This window comes from Virgibacillus subterraneus (assembly GCF_900110695.1).
Classification (GTDB): domain Bacteria; phylum Bacillota; class Bacilli; order Bacillales; family Amphibacillaceae; genus Lentibacillus; species Lentibacillus subterraneus.
Window position 1 is genome coordinate 556,104 of record NZ_FOEH01000002.1, and the last position, 17,706, is coordinate 573,809.

Consider the following 17,706-nt stretch of genomic DNA (forward strand, 5'->3'; position numbering starts at 1 on the left):
TAATACAAAGCAGATAAATGAATATCAAAAAAGACAACCTCGTATAGAAGGTAGGATCACTAGTACGTCCACTTCTATGGAAGCTGCCTGTCGTTAATGATTCCATACATCTTCTTTGCTTATGTCTAATATAGCCTATTTTCGTCTAGCCGTCAAGATGTTAGGCATAATAAACTCAAATATTTTATAACAAAAAAAGGCTTCTTAGTTTATAATGTAAACGCTTTAAAAATCCTCTAAAATTATGTGAAAATAATGTTAAATGCGTTACACTATATATATTATTGTTGCAAGGAGGAGTACAAATGAAGACGGATATCGAGATAGCTCAACAAGCTGAACTAAAGCCAATTGGGGAAATTGCCAAAGGATTGGAATTAACAGATAAAGACTGGGAACCTTATGGTCACACAAAAGCAAAACTGTCTGACTCTTTATTGGACAAATTAAAAGAAAAACCAGAAGGCAAGATTGTCCTGGTAACATCAATTAATCCAACACCTGCTGGAGAAGGAAAGTCTACTGTTACTGTTGGGTTAGGACAAGCACTTACCAAATTAAACAAAAAAGCGATTATTGCATTGCGAGAGCCATCTTTAGGACCAGTCATGGGAATGAAGGGCGGAGCGGCAGGCGGGGGATACTCACAAGTACTGCCAATGGAAGACATTAATTTACATTTCACCGGTGATTTACATGCAATAACAAGTGCCAATAATGCGTTATCAGCCATGATTGATAACCACATACAACGAGGAAATGATTTGAATATAGATCCCCGTCGGATTGAATGGAAACGAGTAATGGACATGAATGACCGTGTGCTGCGTCAAATAGTTGTCGGGCTAGGAGGACCATTACGTGGAGTTCCAAGGGAAGATGGGTTCACAATTACAGTAGCTTCAGAAATAATGGCTATTTTGTGTTTAGCAACAGATCTTGAAGATTTAAAGGAAAGGGTCTCGAGAATAGTTATTGGTTATACATACGATGAAAAGCCAGTAACAGTTAAAGACTTAAAAATAGAAGGTGCCATTACACTATTACTAAAAGATGCCATGAAGCCTAATTTAGTCCAAACTATTGAAAATACACCAGCAATTATTCATGGAGGGCCTTTTGCAAATATTGCACATGGCTGCAATAGTATAATGGCAACCAAAACAGCTGCAAAACTTGGAGAGTATGTTGTAACAGAGGCAGGATTTGGCGCAGATCTTGGTGCCGAGAAGTTCCTTAATATTAAGAGCCGTGCTGGCAATTTTGATACCGATGCTGTAGTAATTGTAGCAACAGTACGTGCATTAAAAATGCATGGAGGTGTTCCAAAAGACAACTTAACTGTCGAAAATGTTGAAGCACTTAAGGCAGGAATGGAAAATTTAAAAAAGCATATTGAAACCATTGAATATTTTGGACTTCCCTTTGTCGTTGCCATAAATAAATTCCCAACGGATACACAAGCCGAAACAGACTTTATTATGACATGGTGTGAATCCAGAAATATTGACGTAGCATTAAGTGATGTTTGGGCGAACGGTGGAGCAGGTGGCGTTGAACTCGCTGAAAAAGTTATTGATAAAGCTAATTCTGATGAAAGGAACTTCAATCGTGTTTATGATTTGGAAGAAACGTTGGAAGCTAAAATCAGAAAAGTAGCAACAACCGTATATGGCGCAGATGGTATTGAACTATCCCACAAAGCGAAAAAACAGTTGGAGTTTTACGAAAGACAAGGGTGGGGAAAACTCCCAATCTGTATGGCTAAAACTCAGTACTCTTTATCTGATGACCCAACCTTAGTAGGAAGACCTAAAGGGTTTACTGTTACGATAAGAGAACTGCGACCATCGATTGGAGCAGGCTTTATTGTTGTGTTAACAGGAGACATGATGACAATGCCTGGATTGCCTAAAGAACCAGCTGCACTGAATATGGATGTAGCTAAAGATGGAAAAATCGTGGGATTATTTTAATGAACAATACTGAGAAATTAGATGCTATTCGTGAATATATATATTACATTTTTTCAAGTGATGCCACTGGTCATGATTATTATCATATGAAACGGGTAGCTAGAATGACTAGTTTAATCGCTAAACAAGAGGGAGCAGATCAATTTATAGCTGAGGCTGCTGCATGGATACATGATGTTGGAGACTCGAAATTGTTTTCAAATAGTAGTGATGAATTAGACAAGTTAAATGATTTTTTACAAACAATAAATTGTACGCAAAGCCAATTGAAACAAATTAACACGGCTGCTAAAGATGTTTCGTTCAGCAAAGGAACAACACCTGCAACACTTGAAGGTAAAATAGTTCAGGATGCAGACCGAATAGATGCATTAGGAGCCATTGGCGTTGCACGAACTTTTGCGTTTGGTGGTTCAAAGGGACAATTGATTTGGGGAAATGACAATAAAGAGAATACATCTATTCAGCATTTTTACGATAAACTCTTAAAACTGAAAGATCTGATGAATACGTCTACCGCAAGACAAATTGCTGAGGAACGACACAGTTTCATGAAAAACTATTTAGACCAATTTTTTAATGAATGGTAGCTTGCCCAAGAAAAATTAAGTCGAGCAGAACAACTCTGCTCGACTTTTTTCACTGCTTTGGAAACTATAAAATATAAGCGCTGTAACGTCAATTACTCGCGATGCGCGGGGCATTCCATACGACGTTGACCAAGCGCTTGCTCTTTTGTTCGCAGTTAGGAAAGTACAAATAATCTCTTACTGCATAATAACAAGTAAGACACTCAACATTAAGGCTTCCACTCCAATATAAGGGATTTTAAGAAAGCAAAATATGTTTTCATAACAATCCCTTTAAAGAATGCCAATTTTTCTAACGTTATTCACTAACTGTTTTCTTTTTTGATTCTGCCACTGTCTAAAAGCCAATTATGTTGAAATATTTCCGTCACTGCCAGTAGAGCAGCGGTTAAAATGGAGCCAAAGAAAGTTATTCTGGTATCTACAAATAACATTGCTCCAAAGTAAACTATTAATGTTGTGGCAACAAAATCCATGAATACACTAAGCCAATTAGTTTCTTCACGCAACAAGATTCTCTCCATAAAATATCCTACAAAAGCTAATACAACCCCGAGTATAATTGGCTGATACCAGTATCCAAACTCTACATTCGGAAAGACCCATGAAGCCAAAAATAAACCAATTGGACATATAAGTAACTTTACAACTAACCCAGTCATAATTATCCCACCTTTACGTGTTATTAAAAATAGTATTATTAGTAAAGGAAGGATTTATTCAGTTCGGACAAATTAAGTATTTAGTTGACTCTTCTTGCACCTAGATATCTTTGATCCCAATATGAAGTACTTAATTCACTTATCTCTACACCTCGTGATTCTCCAGCATGAATAAATTTTCCATCACCAATATAGATTCCCATATGTGATGGTCCAGGCTTATACGTTTCAAAAAAGACCAAATCTCCAACAGAGGGGCTATCAATGTGTTGGGTGAAATTCCATACATCACTAACAGTACGAGGCAATACAATATTTTCCGTTTTAAAAATGTATTGGATAAAACCGCTGCAATCGAATCCTCTAGTTGATTCACCACCCCAAACATATGGTGTACCAATTTGAGCATGTGCCGCATCAATTGCACTTGAATAATTAGTACTTGTAACTTTAACCTTTTTTGTCTTTTGTGTTTCCTCTTTTGATTCCTTTTTTACCTTTTGTTCTATTTTCTGTTCTTCATTCTCGTCTTTTTCATATAACGCAGTCAATGATGATTCTGTTACTTGATCAGACTCACCTATTAATTTTAACCCATGTTCTTCTTCAGCAATTTCTAATGCTTTTTTAGTGAGTGGACCATATATTCCGTCTAAATCTCCTTCATAATAACCGAAGTATTGTAATGCATATTGTGCTATTTTTACATCTTCACTTTTCATCCCCGGATAGATAGACTCAGACATTTCATCTATTTGTTCCATGTACTTTTTCTTTTCTTTATTAATCAGTGTAGTTAATGTAATCATATCTGCTTGGCCGCTGATTGTTATATTATTGTCAGCCTGAAACTTTTTTAAAGCATGCTCAGTTAAAACCGTGAAATCTCCATGAATTTCGTCGTCGTAGTAGGATAATTTGTTTAATTTGTGTTGTAGAACACGAACAGATTCACCGTGCTGTCCATACTCTAACTGTTCTGCTTCTAATAGCTGCTTATTTTGAAGGACAGGATATGCATCAACATAAACAGAAAACGGTTGACTTAACACGTAACTATACAGAATAGATTGTTTAACCACATGTTCTACAGTACCATTCAGCATACAAATATCCCCTTTCTTGTTGACTCTTCTTAACAGATTTATGTCGATTTAGCGTTGATTATGCCCCAGCTAGTTTACGTTTGTGTTACAATAAATTAAATTATAATGATGATGTGAAATCCTAAGGGGTGTTTTTTTAAAAGCTTGTTGCTTTACCAAAGTAATGAAATCATATAAACTGCGATGTAAGCTTAAGGTACCCTATCGTAGCATATAGTGTGGCTCACTGTTTCGCACATTCCAAATGCTGATTTAAATGGTTTAAAATCTTGTTTTTATTCATTACAATATAAAATTGTTAATTTCCAGGAAATTGTTTAGAAAACATGGCTTATCACCATGAAGTAAAAAGTAGTTAGCTTTCTTAACTTTGATCATATCCAGCGTAGGAAATACACGGGGACTTTTTCGGGTCACCGGCTAAAAACCGGCCACGTCCTGTGACCAACGCTGGTACTAGAACGTCCTGTTCGTCGAAGCAACAGATGAAGATCCCGCAGGAAGCGGTTTTTGCTTCCGGGGAAGCTGAAGCGTTGCCCTAAGTGCGTGAATTTTACTTCTGCAACGATGTCATAATAAAATATTTACAACATTACATGTTTAAATCAACTGCAAAAAATTAAAAAGCAACAATACTTATGAAAAGAGCCAATCATAATTATGATGGTATATGGAGGGTTAAAAATGCTGAAAGGTGAACAAGCATATTTGGATTTGTGCAAACATGTTCTAGAAAACGGAACGATAAAGGAAGATCGAACAAATACTGGTACATATTCAATTTTCGGTCATCAAATACGTTTTGATTTAAGTGAAGGATTCCCGCTTCTAACAACTAAGAAAGTTCCATTTCGTTTAATATCCAGTGAATTGTTATGGTTTATTAAAGGGGATACGAACATTCGTTATTTACTGCAAAATAATAATAACATCTGGAATGAATGGGCATTTAAAAAGTGGATAGAGAGCAGTGATTACGACGGACCTGATATGACTGACTTTGGAAACCGCAGTCAGCAGGATCCTCAATTTAATATTATTTATCAGGAACAAATGAAGAACTTTAAAGAAAAGATACTTCATAATGATGACTTTGCAAATAAATTTGGTGATTTAGGTTCGGTGTATGGGAAACAATGGCGTGATTGGAAAACATCCCAAAACGAAACCATCGACCAATTAAAAGAAGTTATTGAATCCATCCGCAACAAACCGGATTCAAGAAGGCATATCGTATCGGCTTGGAATCCTGAAGATGTTCCGAATATGGCCTTGCCGCCATGTCATACACTATTTCAATTTTACGTAGCTGATGGTAAGCTTTCGTGTCAGCTTTATCAGCGTAGCGCAGATATATTTTTGGGTGTACCATTCAACATAGCAAGTTATGCGTTATTAACCTATTTAATTGCCCATGAATGTAATCTTGAAGTAGGCGAGTTTGTCCATACACTAGGTGATGCACATATTTATACAAATCATGTGGAACAAATAAAAACACAGCTTGGTCGTGATTTAAGACCATTACCAAAACTTAAAATTAATAAGGAGAAAAATTCGATTTTCGATTTTGAATTATCCGATTTTGATTTAATTGATTATGATCCACATCCTTCAATTAAAGCACCAATCGCAGTCTAAAATTTAAAGGAGGCGAAAATTTCATGATATCATTACTTGTAGCTATGGATAGCAACCTAACAATTGGCGCTGACAACGATTTGCCATGGCGTTTGCCAAATGACTTGAAGTTTTTTAAGCAAAAATCAACCGGAAACACAATCATTATGGGGCGAAAAACATATGAATCAATGGGCAGACCATTACCAAACCGCAAAAATGTTGTGATTACACGACAGCAAACTGACTTTCCAGATGAAGTTGATGTGATTGATAATATGGAAATCATACGTGAATGGAACAACGAAAATCCCGAACAAGAATTTTTTGTTATTGGGGGAGGCATTATCTTTGAGCAGATACTGCCATATGCAGATCGGATGTATATTACCTGGATTGAAGAGACGTTCGAAGGGGATACATATTTCCCTGAATTCTCACAAGAAGATTGGAATTTAACATCTAAAGTAAAAGGGGAAAAGAACGAGAAAAACCCTTACGATTATTATTTTCTGCAATATGATCGTAAACGATAGGTAGTGTTGTAAATGAATATTTCTGGAGTTGTTCTTTCAGGTGGAAAGTCGTCCCGAATGGGAACAAATAAATCTCTCTTAACATTGGAAGGTAAACCAGTCATTGAACATATTACAAATGAACTTCAATTAGTAAGTCACAATGTTTCAGTGATTTCTAACACTCCGTCATCTTTTGATTTTCTTAATCTTGATTTGTATGGGGACAGGTATCTGAACTCAGGTCCACTTGCTGGTCTAGAGTCAGCAATGTATAACATTAATGCAGATATATATATATTTGCAGCTTGTGATATGCCATTTGTACATAAGGATGTATTTAATTATTTATTACAATCATTAGGTGAATTTGATGCCGTTGTTCCAATTTATAAAGAAAAGATGCATCCGCTGTCAGGAGTTTATACCAGTAATATCCTACCTGAAATACAGCAGCAATTAGCGAAAAATCAGCTAAAAGTCAGGGAGTTATTTAACCACATAAATGTAAACTATGTTAAAAATTTTAAACACATTTCGAACCAGGTTGTGACAAGGCATTTTTTTAATATGAACTATCCAGATCAATATAAAGAAGCAAAACTATTTAGCAGTTAAGCAAGAAATAATTTTTAACATAGGTGCAACTGACATTTTCCATAAAAGCTCGCACTCGAAGTATAAGGCGTTCTAAAACAGTAAAATACGCTTTCATAAGAACCTGTTTAACGAATGCCAAATTTTCTAAAGTTGTTAAACAAGAGAAATTCATGTTAAACTATATACGTTTACATAAACTATGTCTATTATGTGTATTTTTCGTTTTTGGATATACGTCATTGTCTAAATACATTATAATATAATTAATTATACAAAGAAGGTGTTACGATGTTATCTAGTATAGGATTTCCAGGACTTATTCTGATTTTGATTATTGCTTTGGTCATTTTTGGTCCGAAAAAATTACCTGAAATTGGCAAAGCAGCAGGTAATACATTGCATGAATTCAAGAATTCAGCACGTGATTTAACAAGTGATGTTTCAGATGAGGTAAAAGAAACAAAAAGTATCATTAAGAGTGAAGAAAGTAAATAATCTTGCGGAGTGATTATGAATGATTGGAAATATTGGCATTCCAGGGTTAATTTTAATTCTTGTTATTGCTTTAATCGTTTTTGGGCCATCAAAATTACCTGAAATCGGCAAAGCTGTTGGCAGTTCTTTAAAAGAATTCAAAAATGCAACAAAAGATATTGTCTCAGATGATGATTCCAGTAAAAATGATAAATCATCAAAAAATAATTGACTTGTTGAAGGTGTAGGGGAAAGTACCTTACATCTTCTTTTGCGCTTGAGTGCTGGAGGAGTGAAATAATGTCTGAAGAACAGCAATTTGAAAATGAAAAAGAAATGAACCTGGTAGGACATTTATCAGAATTAAGAAACAGGCTTATTGTTACAGCAGTTGTATTCATTACTTTATTTGTTATTGGGTTTATCTATGTTGAATCAATTTACTATTTTTTCACAAAAGATTTGGACTTTACTTTAAAAATTACAGGGCTAACTGACACTGTTTCCGTTTATATAACACTGGCTGGATTGGTTGCAATAATTGGTACATTGCCGTTACTTTGTCTGCAAATTTGGTTATTTATTAGACCAGGGTTAACTAAAACTGAACAACGAGCATCATTACTATACATACCAGCTATTTTCTTGTTGTTTATAGGTGGTTTAGTTTTTGGATATATTATTTTTGTTAATCTAATAATACCGTTTTTACTATCGTTAAATACCGGAATGTTTGATGAAATTTTCACGTATGATAGGTACTTCAAGCTACTATTTCGTATAACAATTCCGTTTGCACTATTATTTGAAATCCCAATTTTATCAATGTTCCTTACAAGTTTGGGGATTCTTACGCCTGAATTTATGCGTAAAACCAGAAAATACGCTTACCTTATCCTTGTAATAGTAGGAGCAATAATTACCCCGCCAGACTTTGTTTTGCAAATCGTTGTGGCGATACCTTTAATCGTGTTATATGAAATCAGTATTTATTTATCTGGAATTGTTTATCGAAAAAAAATTAAAAAGCATCAGGAGTTTATGGAGAATAATGAGGTGTAAACTATGCGATCATTCTATCATTATATGATGACACATCGGGGAAAGAAACAAGCTGATGATGAGAGTCGGCTTGCTGATTGGATTTTTTACGATCATGATTTCCCAAAGCATTCAACTGATTATGATGAGATTAGCAATTATTTAGAATGGAACAGCCCTTTTGCCAACGCTCTATCTGTGTTCGATCAACTATGGGATATTTATACAACTAAAAACATTGATTAGGCTCTGGTAATTTACCAGAGCTTTTATCTAATCGTAATGGATAATATATCATCAAATGCTATCGTTATCTGAGTAGAATCAGTTAATTGCAATATTACATTATTCGTTTGACTATCTAATTTAGTGATTATTCCAAGACGGTTTATAACTGTTCCATCTGAATAAATAGATACTGAAATAGCTGATTTGTATTCAAAGGCTTCCAGTATTTGAGCATTAAGCATCTCTGTTTCTTGTGAATCTAGCACAGGTCTTGACATTCGGTAATCATCCCGCCACATATCCTGAAGCAGTTTAACATGTTCCGGAAGCATCAGTGAAGCCCACTTTATTGTACCTCGATCTTTTGACATTATAACCACCTCACACTTATTATATGCAAACATATGTTCTTATTCAACTAAAAGTATCTGATTAATGATAAACTTATCATACGAGGGGGGAAGGAAAATGAAAATACTACATACAGCGGATTGGCATCTAGGGAAGATTGTAAATAGTGTTCATATGACAGAAGAACAGGATTATGTACTCCAGCAATTAGTGGAAATTATCGATAGAGAAAAGCCGGATATCATAATAATTGCCGGTGATCTATATGATCGTGCAGTACCACCGAAAGAAGCTGTTGAATTATTAAATAGAACCCTAACCAAAATTATTCAGGATTTTAAAATACCTATACTTGCAATAGCTGGAAATCATGACAGTCCAGATCGTCTTGAATTCGGAAATCAGTTATTCCGTTCACAGCAACTATATATTGAATCCAAATTAACAAGCATGCTAGAACCTATTGTTATTCAGGATAAATCGGGTCCAGTAAATTTTCATTTAATCCCATATTTAGAGCCAGCGGAAGTTCGGGCCTTTTTTGATGATGAGGACATCTATTCTCACCAATCAGCAATGGAAGCAATCGTAAACAAAATTGAACAAGAAAATAATATGAATGAAAGACACGTCTTTATTGGACACGCATTTTTAGCTGGGGGAATGGAGTCAGAATCGGAAGAACGATTGTCAATGGTGGGTGGAAGCCCTTATATAGATACAACGTTATTCGAAAATTTTTCATATGTAGCTTTAGGACATTTACATCAGGCACAACGTGTAATGGATGAAACGATCAGATATAGTGGATCCATTTTAAAGTATTCATTTTCTGAAGCTAAACATAAAAAGTCAATAACAATGGTCAACCTTGATAAAGATGGAGAAGTTCATCTGTCACTTATTCCACTTATACCAAAACACGACATGAATATTGTAGAAGGATATTTTGATCAACTAATTAATGACCCAATCGAAAAAAATGATGATTATTTACATATTCGTTTATTGGACGATGGTCAGATTGTTGATCCAATGAATAAATTGCGAAAAGTATATCCTAATATACTGCGACTTGAACGCGTTATGCGGACATCGAAAAATGGCCTTCTTGATTTGGAGCAAATCCGAAAAAAGCAAACACAATCACATACAGAGTTGTTTGCCTCTTTTTACGAAGAGATTAAGGGAGAATCAATATCTGAAGAAAGTAAACAGAAAGTGGAAAAGATTGTAACATCACTATTGGAAAGAGAAAGAAGGGAATAGTTTGCGTGCGATATCACTTAGTCTTACTGCATTTGGACCATATTGGAATAAACAAGTAATTGACTTTAATGAATTGGGCGGAGAATCAATATTTTTAATAACCGGCCCAACCGGAGCAGGTAAAACAACGATATTTGATGCAATTTGTTTTGCGCTTTATGGGCGTGCCAGTGGTTCTGATCGTGATCAGGACACGCTTAGAAGTCACTTCGCAAGTATTGATGAACCGACAGAAGTAAAGTTTCGGTTTATTCTAAATCAAAAAGAATATGAGGTAATTCGTAATCCAAAACAGTCCAAGAAAAAGGAACGTGGCGAAGGATACACTGATGAACCTGCAAAAGCAGTTCTATACGAAATTGTTAATGATGAAAAGCATCTAATTAGCTCTCGGGTTAAAGAAGTAAGTGAATCACTGGAAGAAAAGCTGGGCTTTGATTACGAACAGTTTCGCAAAATGATTCTAATACCACAAGGTGAATTTCGGAAATTAATATCAGAAAATAGTAAAGAACGTGAAGTCATTTTACAGAAGATCTTTCACACATATTTTTATGAACAGATTACCGAAGAGTTGAAAGTACAATCAAAAGACTTAAAAGATAAAATTAATAACCTAGATCAACTAATTCAACAAGAAGTAGCGAAAATTGAATGGACTGCAATTGAACTTGACGAAACTGACAATATTGATCATGTTATGCAAAAGTTAATACAGGAAATAGCATCTCTCAAAGAGCAGCAGGTTGAAAGCGAAAAATTAAAAATTACTAAGACCCAAGAACTGAAGGAATCCCAAAATAACCTGCATAAAGGGAAATCACTTGATGAAAAGTACCTCGAAGTGGAGTTTCTTAAAAAGGAAAAAAAGGACCTGAACCAACAAGCAGACGAAGTAGAACAAAAGAAAAAGGAATTAAAGCAAGCAAAAAATGCCCAAAAAATCCAGCCTTTTGAAGAACAAAGTTATGCACGCAGAAAAGAATGGCAGGAACAGCAGACTCAATTGACCAAGCAACAAGAAAAGGTAGTGAATCTGGAAAAAGAGTATGAAACGATTTCTGCTAAATATAATGAAGAAGCAGAAAAGGAAAGTGATCGTGAACAACTTAAAGAAACAATCACAAAAGCCAGTGAACAGCTAAAGCAAATAAAGATCTATCAGGAAGAGGAAAATAATGCAAGTAAAATAAAGAAAACCCATGAAAACTTGGAATCAGAACTCGGAAAATTAAAGGAAAAAATAACCATACGAGATAATAAAATAGAAGAAATTGAAAACAAATTAAGTAATGATCAGGAAGTAACAAAAGCTTATTATTCGAAAAGTAGTGAAGTGGAAAAAGCACATCAAATGGTGAGTAAAATCTCCGAACTAGCTAAAGAAAACAAGCGCCTGCAAGAATTGCGAGCGGATTTTAAATCAGTTCATACTAAATATAATGACATGCAGAAAGAAATAGAACTATTACGGAAAAACTATAATGAATTGGAAGCTAAGCAAAGAGAACATTATGCAGCGTTAATGGCCAAACAATTACATGATAATTCACCTTGTCCAGTGTGTGGGTCACTTGACCACCCTTATAAGGCTGAAGCACATGAGGAAATAGTACTTATCGATGAACTAGATCAACTTCAGGAAAAACTACAGCAAAAAGAAAAAGAGTTTACTGCATTCCAAACAACATACACGGATTCTAAATCCAAAGGTCAGAGTCAAAGGGCAACTGTCAACAAACTATATGAAGAACTAACTGAAGAATTACAAAGTATAGAGCTAAATGAAGTTAATAACAAATTAGATAAATGGAATGAAAAAGTTAAAACATTATCCCTTGAACAGAACCAATTACAGAAAAATTTGGAAGAAATACAGATGTTAAAAACGGAACAAATGCGGTTAAAACAGGAAAATAAGGAATTTAAACAAACGTTTGATCAATTAACTGAAAATTACCAGAAAGCCAATTCGTCTTTAGCAAAAATTGAAGCACGTTTAGATGAAATAGCGAAACATTTGCCACCGGAAATAGTAGATTTTAAGAGCTTTCAAAAAAAGATATCGCACTATGAAGAAACATATCAGGCATGGTTAACGAAATGGGAAACAATTAAAGAAAAGTTTCAGCAAACACAGGAATCGTTACAAAAGGAAAAAACAATCCTTGAACAGCAAAAAGAGTTTGAAAAAAATACGAAAAATAATTATGACATCCAATATAATCTTTTTGCAGAATCAATTGAAGAAAACGGATTTGAAACAATTGAAGACTACGAAAAAAGTAAATTATCATCTGGCTACCAGGCAGAAATCGAGCAAAACATTAAAACATATGAAAATAAAACGGAACAGATTAACTATCGATTAAAAGAATTAGGAGATCAAATAAAAGAAACAACTCGGCCTGACCTGAACTTGTTAGAAGAAATAGCAGATAGAAAACAAACTGAGCTGCAATCTATTCATGATAGCCTAAACGCACTAGATACAAGAATAAAATACAATCATCAGATAAAAACAACTATAAAAGAAAAAAGTAACATTCAGAAAAAGCTATCCGATGAATATTACGAAATTGGAGAACTAGCTGAATTAGCATATGGTAATAATCAATTAAGGCTTTCTTTTGAACGGTATGTACTAGCATCCTTCTTAGATGAAATTTTACTACAATCAAATATACGATTGGATAGAATGACAGAACACCGCTACCAGCTTATACGCAGTGGACAAGTTGCTAAACGCGGAGCACAAAGTGGTTTAGACTTGGAAGTGCTAGATCATCATACAGGGAAACAACGTTCTGTCAAAACATTATCTGGAGGGGAAGGTTTCAAAGCCGCACTATGTTTGGCGCTTGGACTTGCTGATGTTGTCCAAGCACATGCAGGAGGGGTGCAGCTGGATACGTTATTTATCGATGAAGGATTTGGTACGTTAGATGATGTTTCATTACAGCAGGCAATTGACTGTCTAAAAGACTTACAGAATAGCAATCGTTTACTGGGAATTATCTCGCACGTACCTCACTTGAAAAGTGAAATTCATGCAAAACTTCAAATAACTTCATCAAATCAGGGCTCTGAGCTAGGATTTTCTTTTGGATAGATAAAAAAGACAGAGACGGAATTCGTACTTATTCGGCAAAAACCGCAAAATATATGTAAAATTATGTAGTAACATGCGGTTGCCCGGGAAATAATAATGTTAGATGACTGATATTTCATGAAATTGTCATAAGTATAGTACCTTTATCGTCCTCTTATCACTTATACTTATAATATAAGGATAAGAAAAGAAAGAAGGGGATAATATGTTTACGGCAATTGTATTTGGTATTATTCTAACAGGAACAATTGGATTTATTATTGCAGCAGAAGTAGCAGAATAACCAGATTCAAAGCCCTTACACAAAATTTGTAAGGGCTTTTTAATATAATTAATGATGTCTGCCTACACTCTTTAGAATTTATTACGTACAATAATCTAGAAAATTGTTTTGAAGGGGAGGATAACATGGTATGGCCTATACAACCGCAAAATCCTAGTAATCATATCTTACAAAATCGCGGAGGGTTCCAGGGGGTTCCACAAGAACCGCACCTGCAAGACTTGATGCATCGTTTCTTGCCGCCACAATATGCCCAAAATTTATTATCTCCAAATAGAATCGGAGGACTTACACAAACACTGAACAACATACAGAAAGTATTAAAGGTTGTTCAATCTACAGCCCCTATTGTACAACAATATGCTCCAATTGCTAAAAATCTTCCAACGATGTTCAAGCTAATGAAAGCATTAAATGAAGATGATGATACGGAAAGTAAGAGTGAGGAACAAACAAGTAGAATAGAATCTAAGAATGACCATAAACATTCAAAAAATAACCAAAATACTTCCAAAAGAGATGTTGGTAAATCGACACCAAAGTTATATATTTAACTATACAAGGCACACAACTTGATTTTTTCTTTAAAATGCGAAAAAATAGGGTTAAGATAACTTTGTACGCAATGGAGGTATAAACAATGACTAATCAAAATGAATTTGCAACATTCGCGGGTGGATGTTTTTGGTGTATGGTGGAACCATTTGATCAACGCCCGGGTATTATCAATGTTGTATCGGGCTATACAGGTGGAAATACCGAGAACCCCACATATGAACAAGTTTGCTCCAACACAACAGGACATGTGGAAGCAGTGCAAATAACATTTAATCCTGAAATAATGTCATACGAAGAGCTGGTTAATACATTCTGGCAGCAGATAAATCCAACTGATGCAGGTGGGCAATTTAATGATAGGGGGGAATCTTATCAAACAGCGATCTTTTATCATAATGAGAAGCAGAAAAAAATTGCAGAGCAGTCAAAACAAAAATTAGATCAAAGTGGAAAGTTTTCGAAACCGGTAATTACCCCTATTATACCTGCAAAAACTTTTTATGAAGCAGAAGTAGAACATCAGGATTATTATAAGAAAAACTCGTTTCATTACAAATTATATAAAAAAGGTTCAGGCAGGGAAGATTTCATTAAGAGTAACTGGAAACTAAAAACTGATAAAGTTAAGCTAAAAGAACAGTTAAGTCCTATTCAATATAGTGTTACTCAGGAAAATGCCACTGAGAGACCTTTTGATAATGCATATTGGGATAATGAAGAAGAGGGAATTTATGTAGATGTTGTATCAGGAGAGGTATTGTTCTCTTCGCATGATAAATTTGATGCGGCCTGCGGGTGGCCAAGCTTTACCAAACCTGTTGATCCACACCAATTAAATGAAGAAACAGATACATCTCATGGAATGATTCGTACAGAAGTTAGAAGCAAAAACGCTGATTCACATTTAGGGCATCTCTTTGACGATGGTCCAAATGATAAAGGTGGTATGCGGTATTGCATGAACTCAGCTGCCATGCGATTTATACCAAAAGATGAAATGGAAGGCAAAGGATACAGCAACTATCTATATCTATTTAAGTAGATCAACGATAATTTAATTATGTAAACCAATTGTACAAGGAGAGATAGAAATGATTCATTTAAATTGGGAAGAACGCGACACAGAGAAAATAGTTGAGTGCGTCCATTCAGACGCTCAAAAATTTATTGTTCATAATAAACTAACTCCTGGGAAACAATATGATGTAAAGAATGAAACTGAAGAGTTTTATTTTATTATAGATAACAGCAATCGGATTGGCGGATTTTACAAATATTATTTTGAAGAACTAAAATAACAGGTTTCGACCTGTTATTTTCTATATGAACAAAAAATATTATATTTTCTATTTTAATCTATTAATGCTATAATTAATTTACTATTTAGAAATATCTTGAACTTCCATTATAATTCTTCTACAGAAGGGATTGAATCATTTTGAAAAATTTATATTTAATTCGCCATTGTACTGCGGACGGGCAACATATGGATTCACCACTGACAAATGAAGGTATAAGGCAGGCACAATTGCTTTCGGATTTTTTTACAGAACAGAATATAAATATAGACAAAATCATTTCAAGTCCTTACTTGAGGGCAATTGAAAGTATAAAGCCCTACGCGGAACAAAATAATATAGAAGTTAAGATAGATGATCGATTAAAAGAACGTATTTTAAGTGAGCACCCGATTGATGATTGGATGGATGTATTAGAACAGTCATTTACAGATTTAGACTTCAATTTGCCAGGTGGTGAATCAAGTAATGATACAGTTAATCGGGCAAAGTTAGTAATTGAAAGTGTCCAGTCGGATAAAAATGCAACAAATGTCATTCTAGTAAGCCATGGAAATCTGATGGCTTTATTACTGAAACAATATGACCCGAGTTTTGGTTTTGAAGGATGGAAAAGCCTTCGGAATCCTGATGTTTATTTGATTAATATTGAGGGCAATAACCACTCAATAGAGTGCTTATGGGGTGATTAGTCCTTATGCTATAAATATAAGTTAGCTACCATAATACCTAGACTTTCCTGATATATTTCCTCAAACTGAGCGAACGGTAGCGGGTTAACGCCACTTCCTAATTCTATTGTAAATCCTGGACGTCTAAAGTTCTGAATGAACCAATCTTTATAGCCTGCATAACTGTCTACATATCGTATTGGCTGATAGCCGCTTACACGAGCGTACTCATTTACAACGGCTCTCGAAACTGCTGGTTCAAGCCCTTCGAATCCCCAATATATTTCTTCTCCCTGCGTATGAAATGCATTAACACGCAAAAAATTTCGTTCTCTTGCTAGATTTGCCATTGCAATAGCTTCTGGCTCAGATAATGGGTATGGCCCAGGGTAATCACGTGGTTGTGGTGAATCCGGTTTACGTGCTGCTTCTACTTCCCAAAGTGCTGGATATTGATTATTTAAATCTACTCCTGATATATTTGCTTTCCAATTTGAGAAATCCTCATTCTGATAGTTTATTTCAAGAACTTCTTGTTTAAACTCTCCCGCAGCCTCTGCACCTTCCAGAACCAAATTAACACCATCTGGATTTACCATTGGAACAATTGATAGAAATGATTCATTATATAATGGAAGCATATTTACACCACGAATAGTCTTTTTATTTGTCAGTGAAAGAACATACTCATTTACAAACCGCATAATTACAGAAGTTGTTATCCATTCATTAGCATGAAAAGATCCATCTATATGAACTTGTTTACTACCATTTCCAATCTGCAACTCCACTAAATCTTTACCCATTACAGATTTACCAATTATTTGTCTTGAGATAAACGGATAAACCGATAGTAAGTTATTAATATCGCTCACCATTTTTTCAAATGTATAATTGTCAAAATCAGATATAAGTAAACCATTTACACGCTGTGGAATTACAATCGTTTGCCCAATCTGAAGGTTCTTTGCATCAATTGACTGGTTCATTAATAAAAGCATATCTACTGGAATATTATTCTCAATTGCAATTTTCCATAAGGAATCATTTCCATTTATTTGGTAATTATTTAATGTATACCCTGGCAATTTAATACTTTGTCCCACTAGTAATTGATCTGGATTGAGTTGTGGGTTTGATTGTTCTATTAATATGAGTGGAATATCGAATAATTGGCTATAATACCAAAACGAATCATTTGGTCTTATGATTACTTCCATGTACATTCGCTCCTCTATTTATCGAATAATAAATAATATGTATAAAAGCCTAACTATGTGTGTAATTAGCTTGAAAGAATAGGAAAGTTTATGTAGTATTATTGTATAAATAAATATTTGGCCTTAATTTTG

19 protein-coding genes are annotated in these 17,706 nt (G+C 34.8%); 15 read left to right on the top strand and 4 right to left on the bottom strand.

Annotated elements, in window-relative coordinates:
- Nucleotides 1-305: 305 nt before the first annotated feature.
- Both BMY13_RS09350 and BMY13_RS09355 read left to right on the top strand, forming a co-directional pair.
- On the top strand, nt 306-1,976 hold the full coding sequence (locus BMY13_RS09350) for a formate--tetrahydrofolate ligase (protein WP_092504118.1): 1,671 nt from the start codon (nt 306-308) through the stop codon (nt 1,974-1,976).
- Nucleotides 1,976-2,566 carry an HD domain-containing protein gene (locus tag BMY13_RS09355; RefSeq protein ID WP_092504120.1) on the top strand — a complete coding sequence of 197 codons (591 nt, stop codon included), beginning with the start codon at nt 1,976-1,978 and terminating at the stop codon, nt 2,564-2,566. The genes BMY13_RS09350 and BMY13_RS09355 overlap by 1 nt, the downstream gene beginning before the upstream one ends.
- Nucleotides 2,567-2,871: 305 nt before the next feature.
- Here BMY13_RS09355 and BMY13_RS09360 read toward each other — a convergent pair whose 3' ends face one another.
- Nucleotides 2,872-3,228, bottom strand: coding sequence for a DUF2512 family protein (locus tag BMY13_RS09360; RefSeq protein ID WP_092504122.1), 357 nt, complete (start codon nt 3,226-3,228; stop codon nt 2,872-2,874).
- An 80-nt stretch (nt 3,229-3,308) separates the two neighbouring features.
- Entirely contained in the window at nt 3,309-4,334 is a 1,026-nt protein-coding gene (locus tag BMY13_RS09365) for a C40 family peptidase (RefSeq protein WP_092492755.1), read from the bottom strand.
- A gap of 684 nt (nt 4,335-5,018) precedes the next feature.
- On the opposite strand from BMY13_RS09365, the gene BMY13_RS09370 reads away from it, so the two are divergent.
- The 7 genes from BMY13_RS09370 to BMY13_RS09400 all read left to right on the top strand — a co-directional run bounded on the left by BMY13_RS09370 (nt 5,019) and on the right by BMY13_RS09400 (nt 8,830).
- Nucleotides 5,019-5,975, top strand: coding sequence for a thymidylate synthase (locus tag BMY13_RS09370; RefSeq protein WP_092504124.1), 957 nt, complete (start codon nt 5,019-5,021; stop codon nt 5,973-5,975).
- A gap of 23 nt (nt 5,976-5,998) precedes the next feature.
- Nucleotides 5,999-6,490 (top strand): dihydrofolate reductase, encoded by a 492-nt coding sequence (locus BMY13_RS09375; protein ID WP_092492757.1) that lies wholly within the window; start codon nt 5,999-6,001, stop codon nt 6,488-6,490.
- Nucleotides 6,491-6,502: 12 nt separating this feature from the next.
- Nucleotides 6,503-7,087, top strand: coding sequence for a molybdenum cofactor guanylyltransferase (mobA, locus tag BMY13_RS09380; protein WP_092492758.1), 585 nt, complete (start codon nt 6,503-6,505; stop codon nt 7,085-7,087).
- A 270-nt stretch (nt 7,088-7,357) separates the two neighbouring features.
- Nucleotides 7,358-7,564, top strand: a complete 207-nt coding sequence (gene tatA / locus BMY13_RS09385; protein WP_092492759.1) for a twin-arginine translocase TatA/TatE family subunit — start codon at nt 7,358-7,360, stop codon at nt 7,562-7,564.
- 19 nt (nt 7,565-7,583) lie between these two features.
- Entirely contained in the window at nt 7,584-7,775 is a 192-nt protein-coding gene (tatA, locus tag BMY13_RS09390; protein ID WP_092492760.1) for a twin-arginine translocase TatA/TatE family subunit, read from the top strand.
- Between the two features lie 68 nt (nt 7,776-7,843).
- Complete coding sequence (tatC, locus tag BMY13_RS09395; RefSeq protein ID WP_092492761.1) at nt 7,844-8,605, top strand: twin-arginine translocase subunit TatC; 762 nt, start codon at nt 7,844-7,846, stop codon at nt 8,603-8,605.
- Nucleotides 8,606-8,608: 3 nt separating this feature from the next.
- The gene (locus tag BMY13_RS09400; RefSeq protein ID WP_092492762.1) at nt 8,609-8,830 is read left to right on the top strand and encodes a YozE family protein; all 222 of its coding nucleotides are present in this window, start codon (nt 8,609-8,611) and stop codon (nt 8,828-8,830) included.
- A 23-nt stretch (nt 8,831-8,853) separates the two neighbouring features.
- Here BMY13_RS09400 and BMY13_RS09405 read toward each other — a convergent pair whose 3' ends face one another.
- A complete protein-coding gene (locus tag BMY13_RS09405) occupies nt 8,854-9,183 on the bottom strand; it encodes a YolD-like family protein (RefSeq protein WP_175476761.1) in 330 nt (109 codons plus the stop codon).
- Between the two features lie 97 nt (nt 9,184-9,280).
- Between BMY13_RS09405 and BMY13_RS09410 the strand changes: the two genes are divergently transcribed.
- The 6 genes from BMY13_RS09410 to BMY13_RS09435 all read left to right on the top strand — a co-directional run bounded on the left by BMY13_RS09410 (nt 9,281) and on the right by BMY13_RS09435 (nt 16,375).
- On the top strand, nt 9,281-10,432 hold the full coding sequence (locus BMY13_RS09410) for an exonuclease SbcCD subunit D (protein WP_092504126.1): 1,152 nt from the start codon (nt 9,281-9,283) through the stop codon (nt 10,430-10,432).
- Between the two features lies 1 nt (nt 10,433).
- Nucleotides 10,434-13,544 (top strand): AAA family ATPase, encoded by a 3,111-nt coding sequence (locus tag BMY13_RS09415; protein WP_092504128.1) that lies wholly within the window; start codon nt 10,434-10,436, stop codon nt 13,542-13,544.
- A 408-nt stretch (nt 13,545-13,952) separates the two neighbouring features.
- Nucleotides 13,953-14,381 carry a VrrA/YqfQ family protein gene (vrrA, locus tag BMY13_RS09420; RefSeq protein WP_092504130.1) on the top strand — a complete coding sequence of 143 codons (429 nt, stop codon included), beginning with the start codon at nt 13,953-13,955 and terminating at the stop codon, nt 14,379-14,381.
- A gap of 86 nt (nt 14,382-14,467) precedes the next feature.
- A complete protein-coding gene (msrA, locus tag BMY13_RS09425; protein ID WP_092504132.1) occupies nt 14,468-15,427 on the top strand; it encodes a peptide-methionine (S)-S-oxide reductase MsrA in 960 nt (319 codons plus the stop codon).
- Between the two features lie 49 nt (nt 15,428-15,476).
- Entirely contained in the window at nt 15,477-15,683 is a 207-nt protein-coding gene (locus tag BMY13_RS09430) for a DUF6501 family protein (protein ID WP_092504134.1), read from the top strand.
- Nucleotides 15,684-15,823: 140 nt separating this feature from the next.
- Nucleotides 15,824-16,375: a histidine phosphatase family protein gene (locus BMY13_RS09435; RefSeq protein WP_092504136.1), complete on the top strand. Its 552-nt coding sequence runs from the start codon at nt 15,824-15,826 to the stop codon at nt 16,373-16,375.
- A gap of 8 nt (nt 16,376-16,383) precedes the next feature.
- On the opposite strand, the gene BMY13_RS09440 is transcribed toward BMY13_RS09435, so the two are convergent.
- On the bottom strand, nt 16,384-17,574 hold the full coding sequence (locus tag BMY13_RS09440; RefSeq protein ID WP_092492770.1) for a M14 family metallopeptidase: 1,191 nt from the start codon (nt 17,572-17,574) through the stop codon (nt 16,384-16,386).
- Nucleotides 17,575-17,706: the final 132 nt, after the last annotated feature.

Bases quoted from the DNA above. Each gene is read 5' to 3' on its own strand.
- BMY13_RS09375 (WP_092492757.1), top strand. From the start codon at position 5,999: ATGATATCATTACTTGTAGCTATGGATAGCAACCTAACAATTGGCGCT.
- BMY13_RS09365 (WP_092492755.1), bottom strand. From the start codon at position 4,334: ATGCTGAATGGTACTGTAGAACATGTGGTTAAACAATCTATTCTGTAT.
- BMY13_RS09410 (WP_092504126.1), top strand. From the start codon at position 9,281: ATGAAAATACTACATACAGCGGATTGGCATCTAGGGAAGATTGTAAAT.
- BMY13_RS09360 (WP_092504122.1), bottom strand. From the start codon at position 3,228: ATGACTGGGTTAGTTGTAAAGTTACTTATATGTCCAATTGGTTTATTT.
- BMY13_RS09370 (WP_092504124.1), top strand. From the start codon at position 5,019: ATGCTGAAAGGTGAACAAGCATATTTGGATTTGTGCAAACATGTTCTA.
- mobA (WP_092492758.1), top strand. From the start codon at position 6,503: ATGAATATTTCTGGAGTTGTTCTTTCAGGTGGAAAGTCGTCCCGAATG.
- BMY13_RS09400 (WP_092492762.1), top strand. From the start codon at position 8,609: ATGCGATCATTCTATCATTATATGATGACACATCGGGGAAAGAAACAA.
- vrrA (WP_092504130.1), top strand. From the start codon at position 13,953: ATGGTATGGCCTATACAACCGCAAAATCCTAGTAATCATATCTTACAA.
- BMY13_RS09405 (WP_175476761.1), bottom strand. From the start codon at position 9,183: ATGTCAAAAGATCGAGGTACAATAAAGTGGGCTTCACTGATGCTTCCG.
- BMY13_RS09430 (WP_092504134.1), top strand. From the start codon at position 15,477: ATGATTCATTTAAATTGGGAAGAACGCGACACAGAGAAAATAGTTGAG.
- msrA (WP_092504132.1), top strand. From the start codon at position 14,468: ATGACTAATCAAAATGAATTTGCAACATTCGCGGGTGGATGTTTTTGG.
- tatA (WP_092492759.1), top strand. From the start codon at position 7,358: ATGTTATCTAGTATAGGATTTCCAGGACTTATTCTGATTTTGATTATT.
- BMY13_RS09350 (WP_092504118.1), top strand. From the start codon at position 306: ATGAAGACGGATATCGAGATAGCTCAACAAGCTGAACTAAAGCCAATT.
- BMY13_RS09440 (WP_092492770.1), bottom strand. From the start codon at position 17,574: ATGGAAGTAATCATAAGACCAAATGATTCGTTTTGGTATTATAGCCAA.
- tatA (WP_092492760.1), top strand. From the start codon at position 7,584: ATGATTGGAAATATTGGCATTCCAGGGTTAATTTTAATTCTTGTTATT.
- BMY13_RS09355 (WP_092504120.1), top strand. From the start codon at position 1,976: ATGAACAATACTGAGAAATTAGATGCTATTCGTGAATATATATATTAC.
- tatC (WP_092492761.1), top strand. From the start codon at position 7,844: ATGTCTGAAGAACAGCAATTTGAAAATGAAAAAGAAATGAACCTGGTA.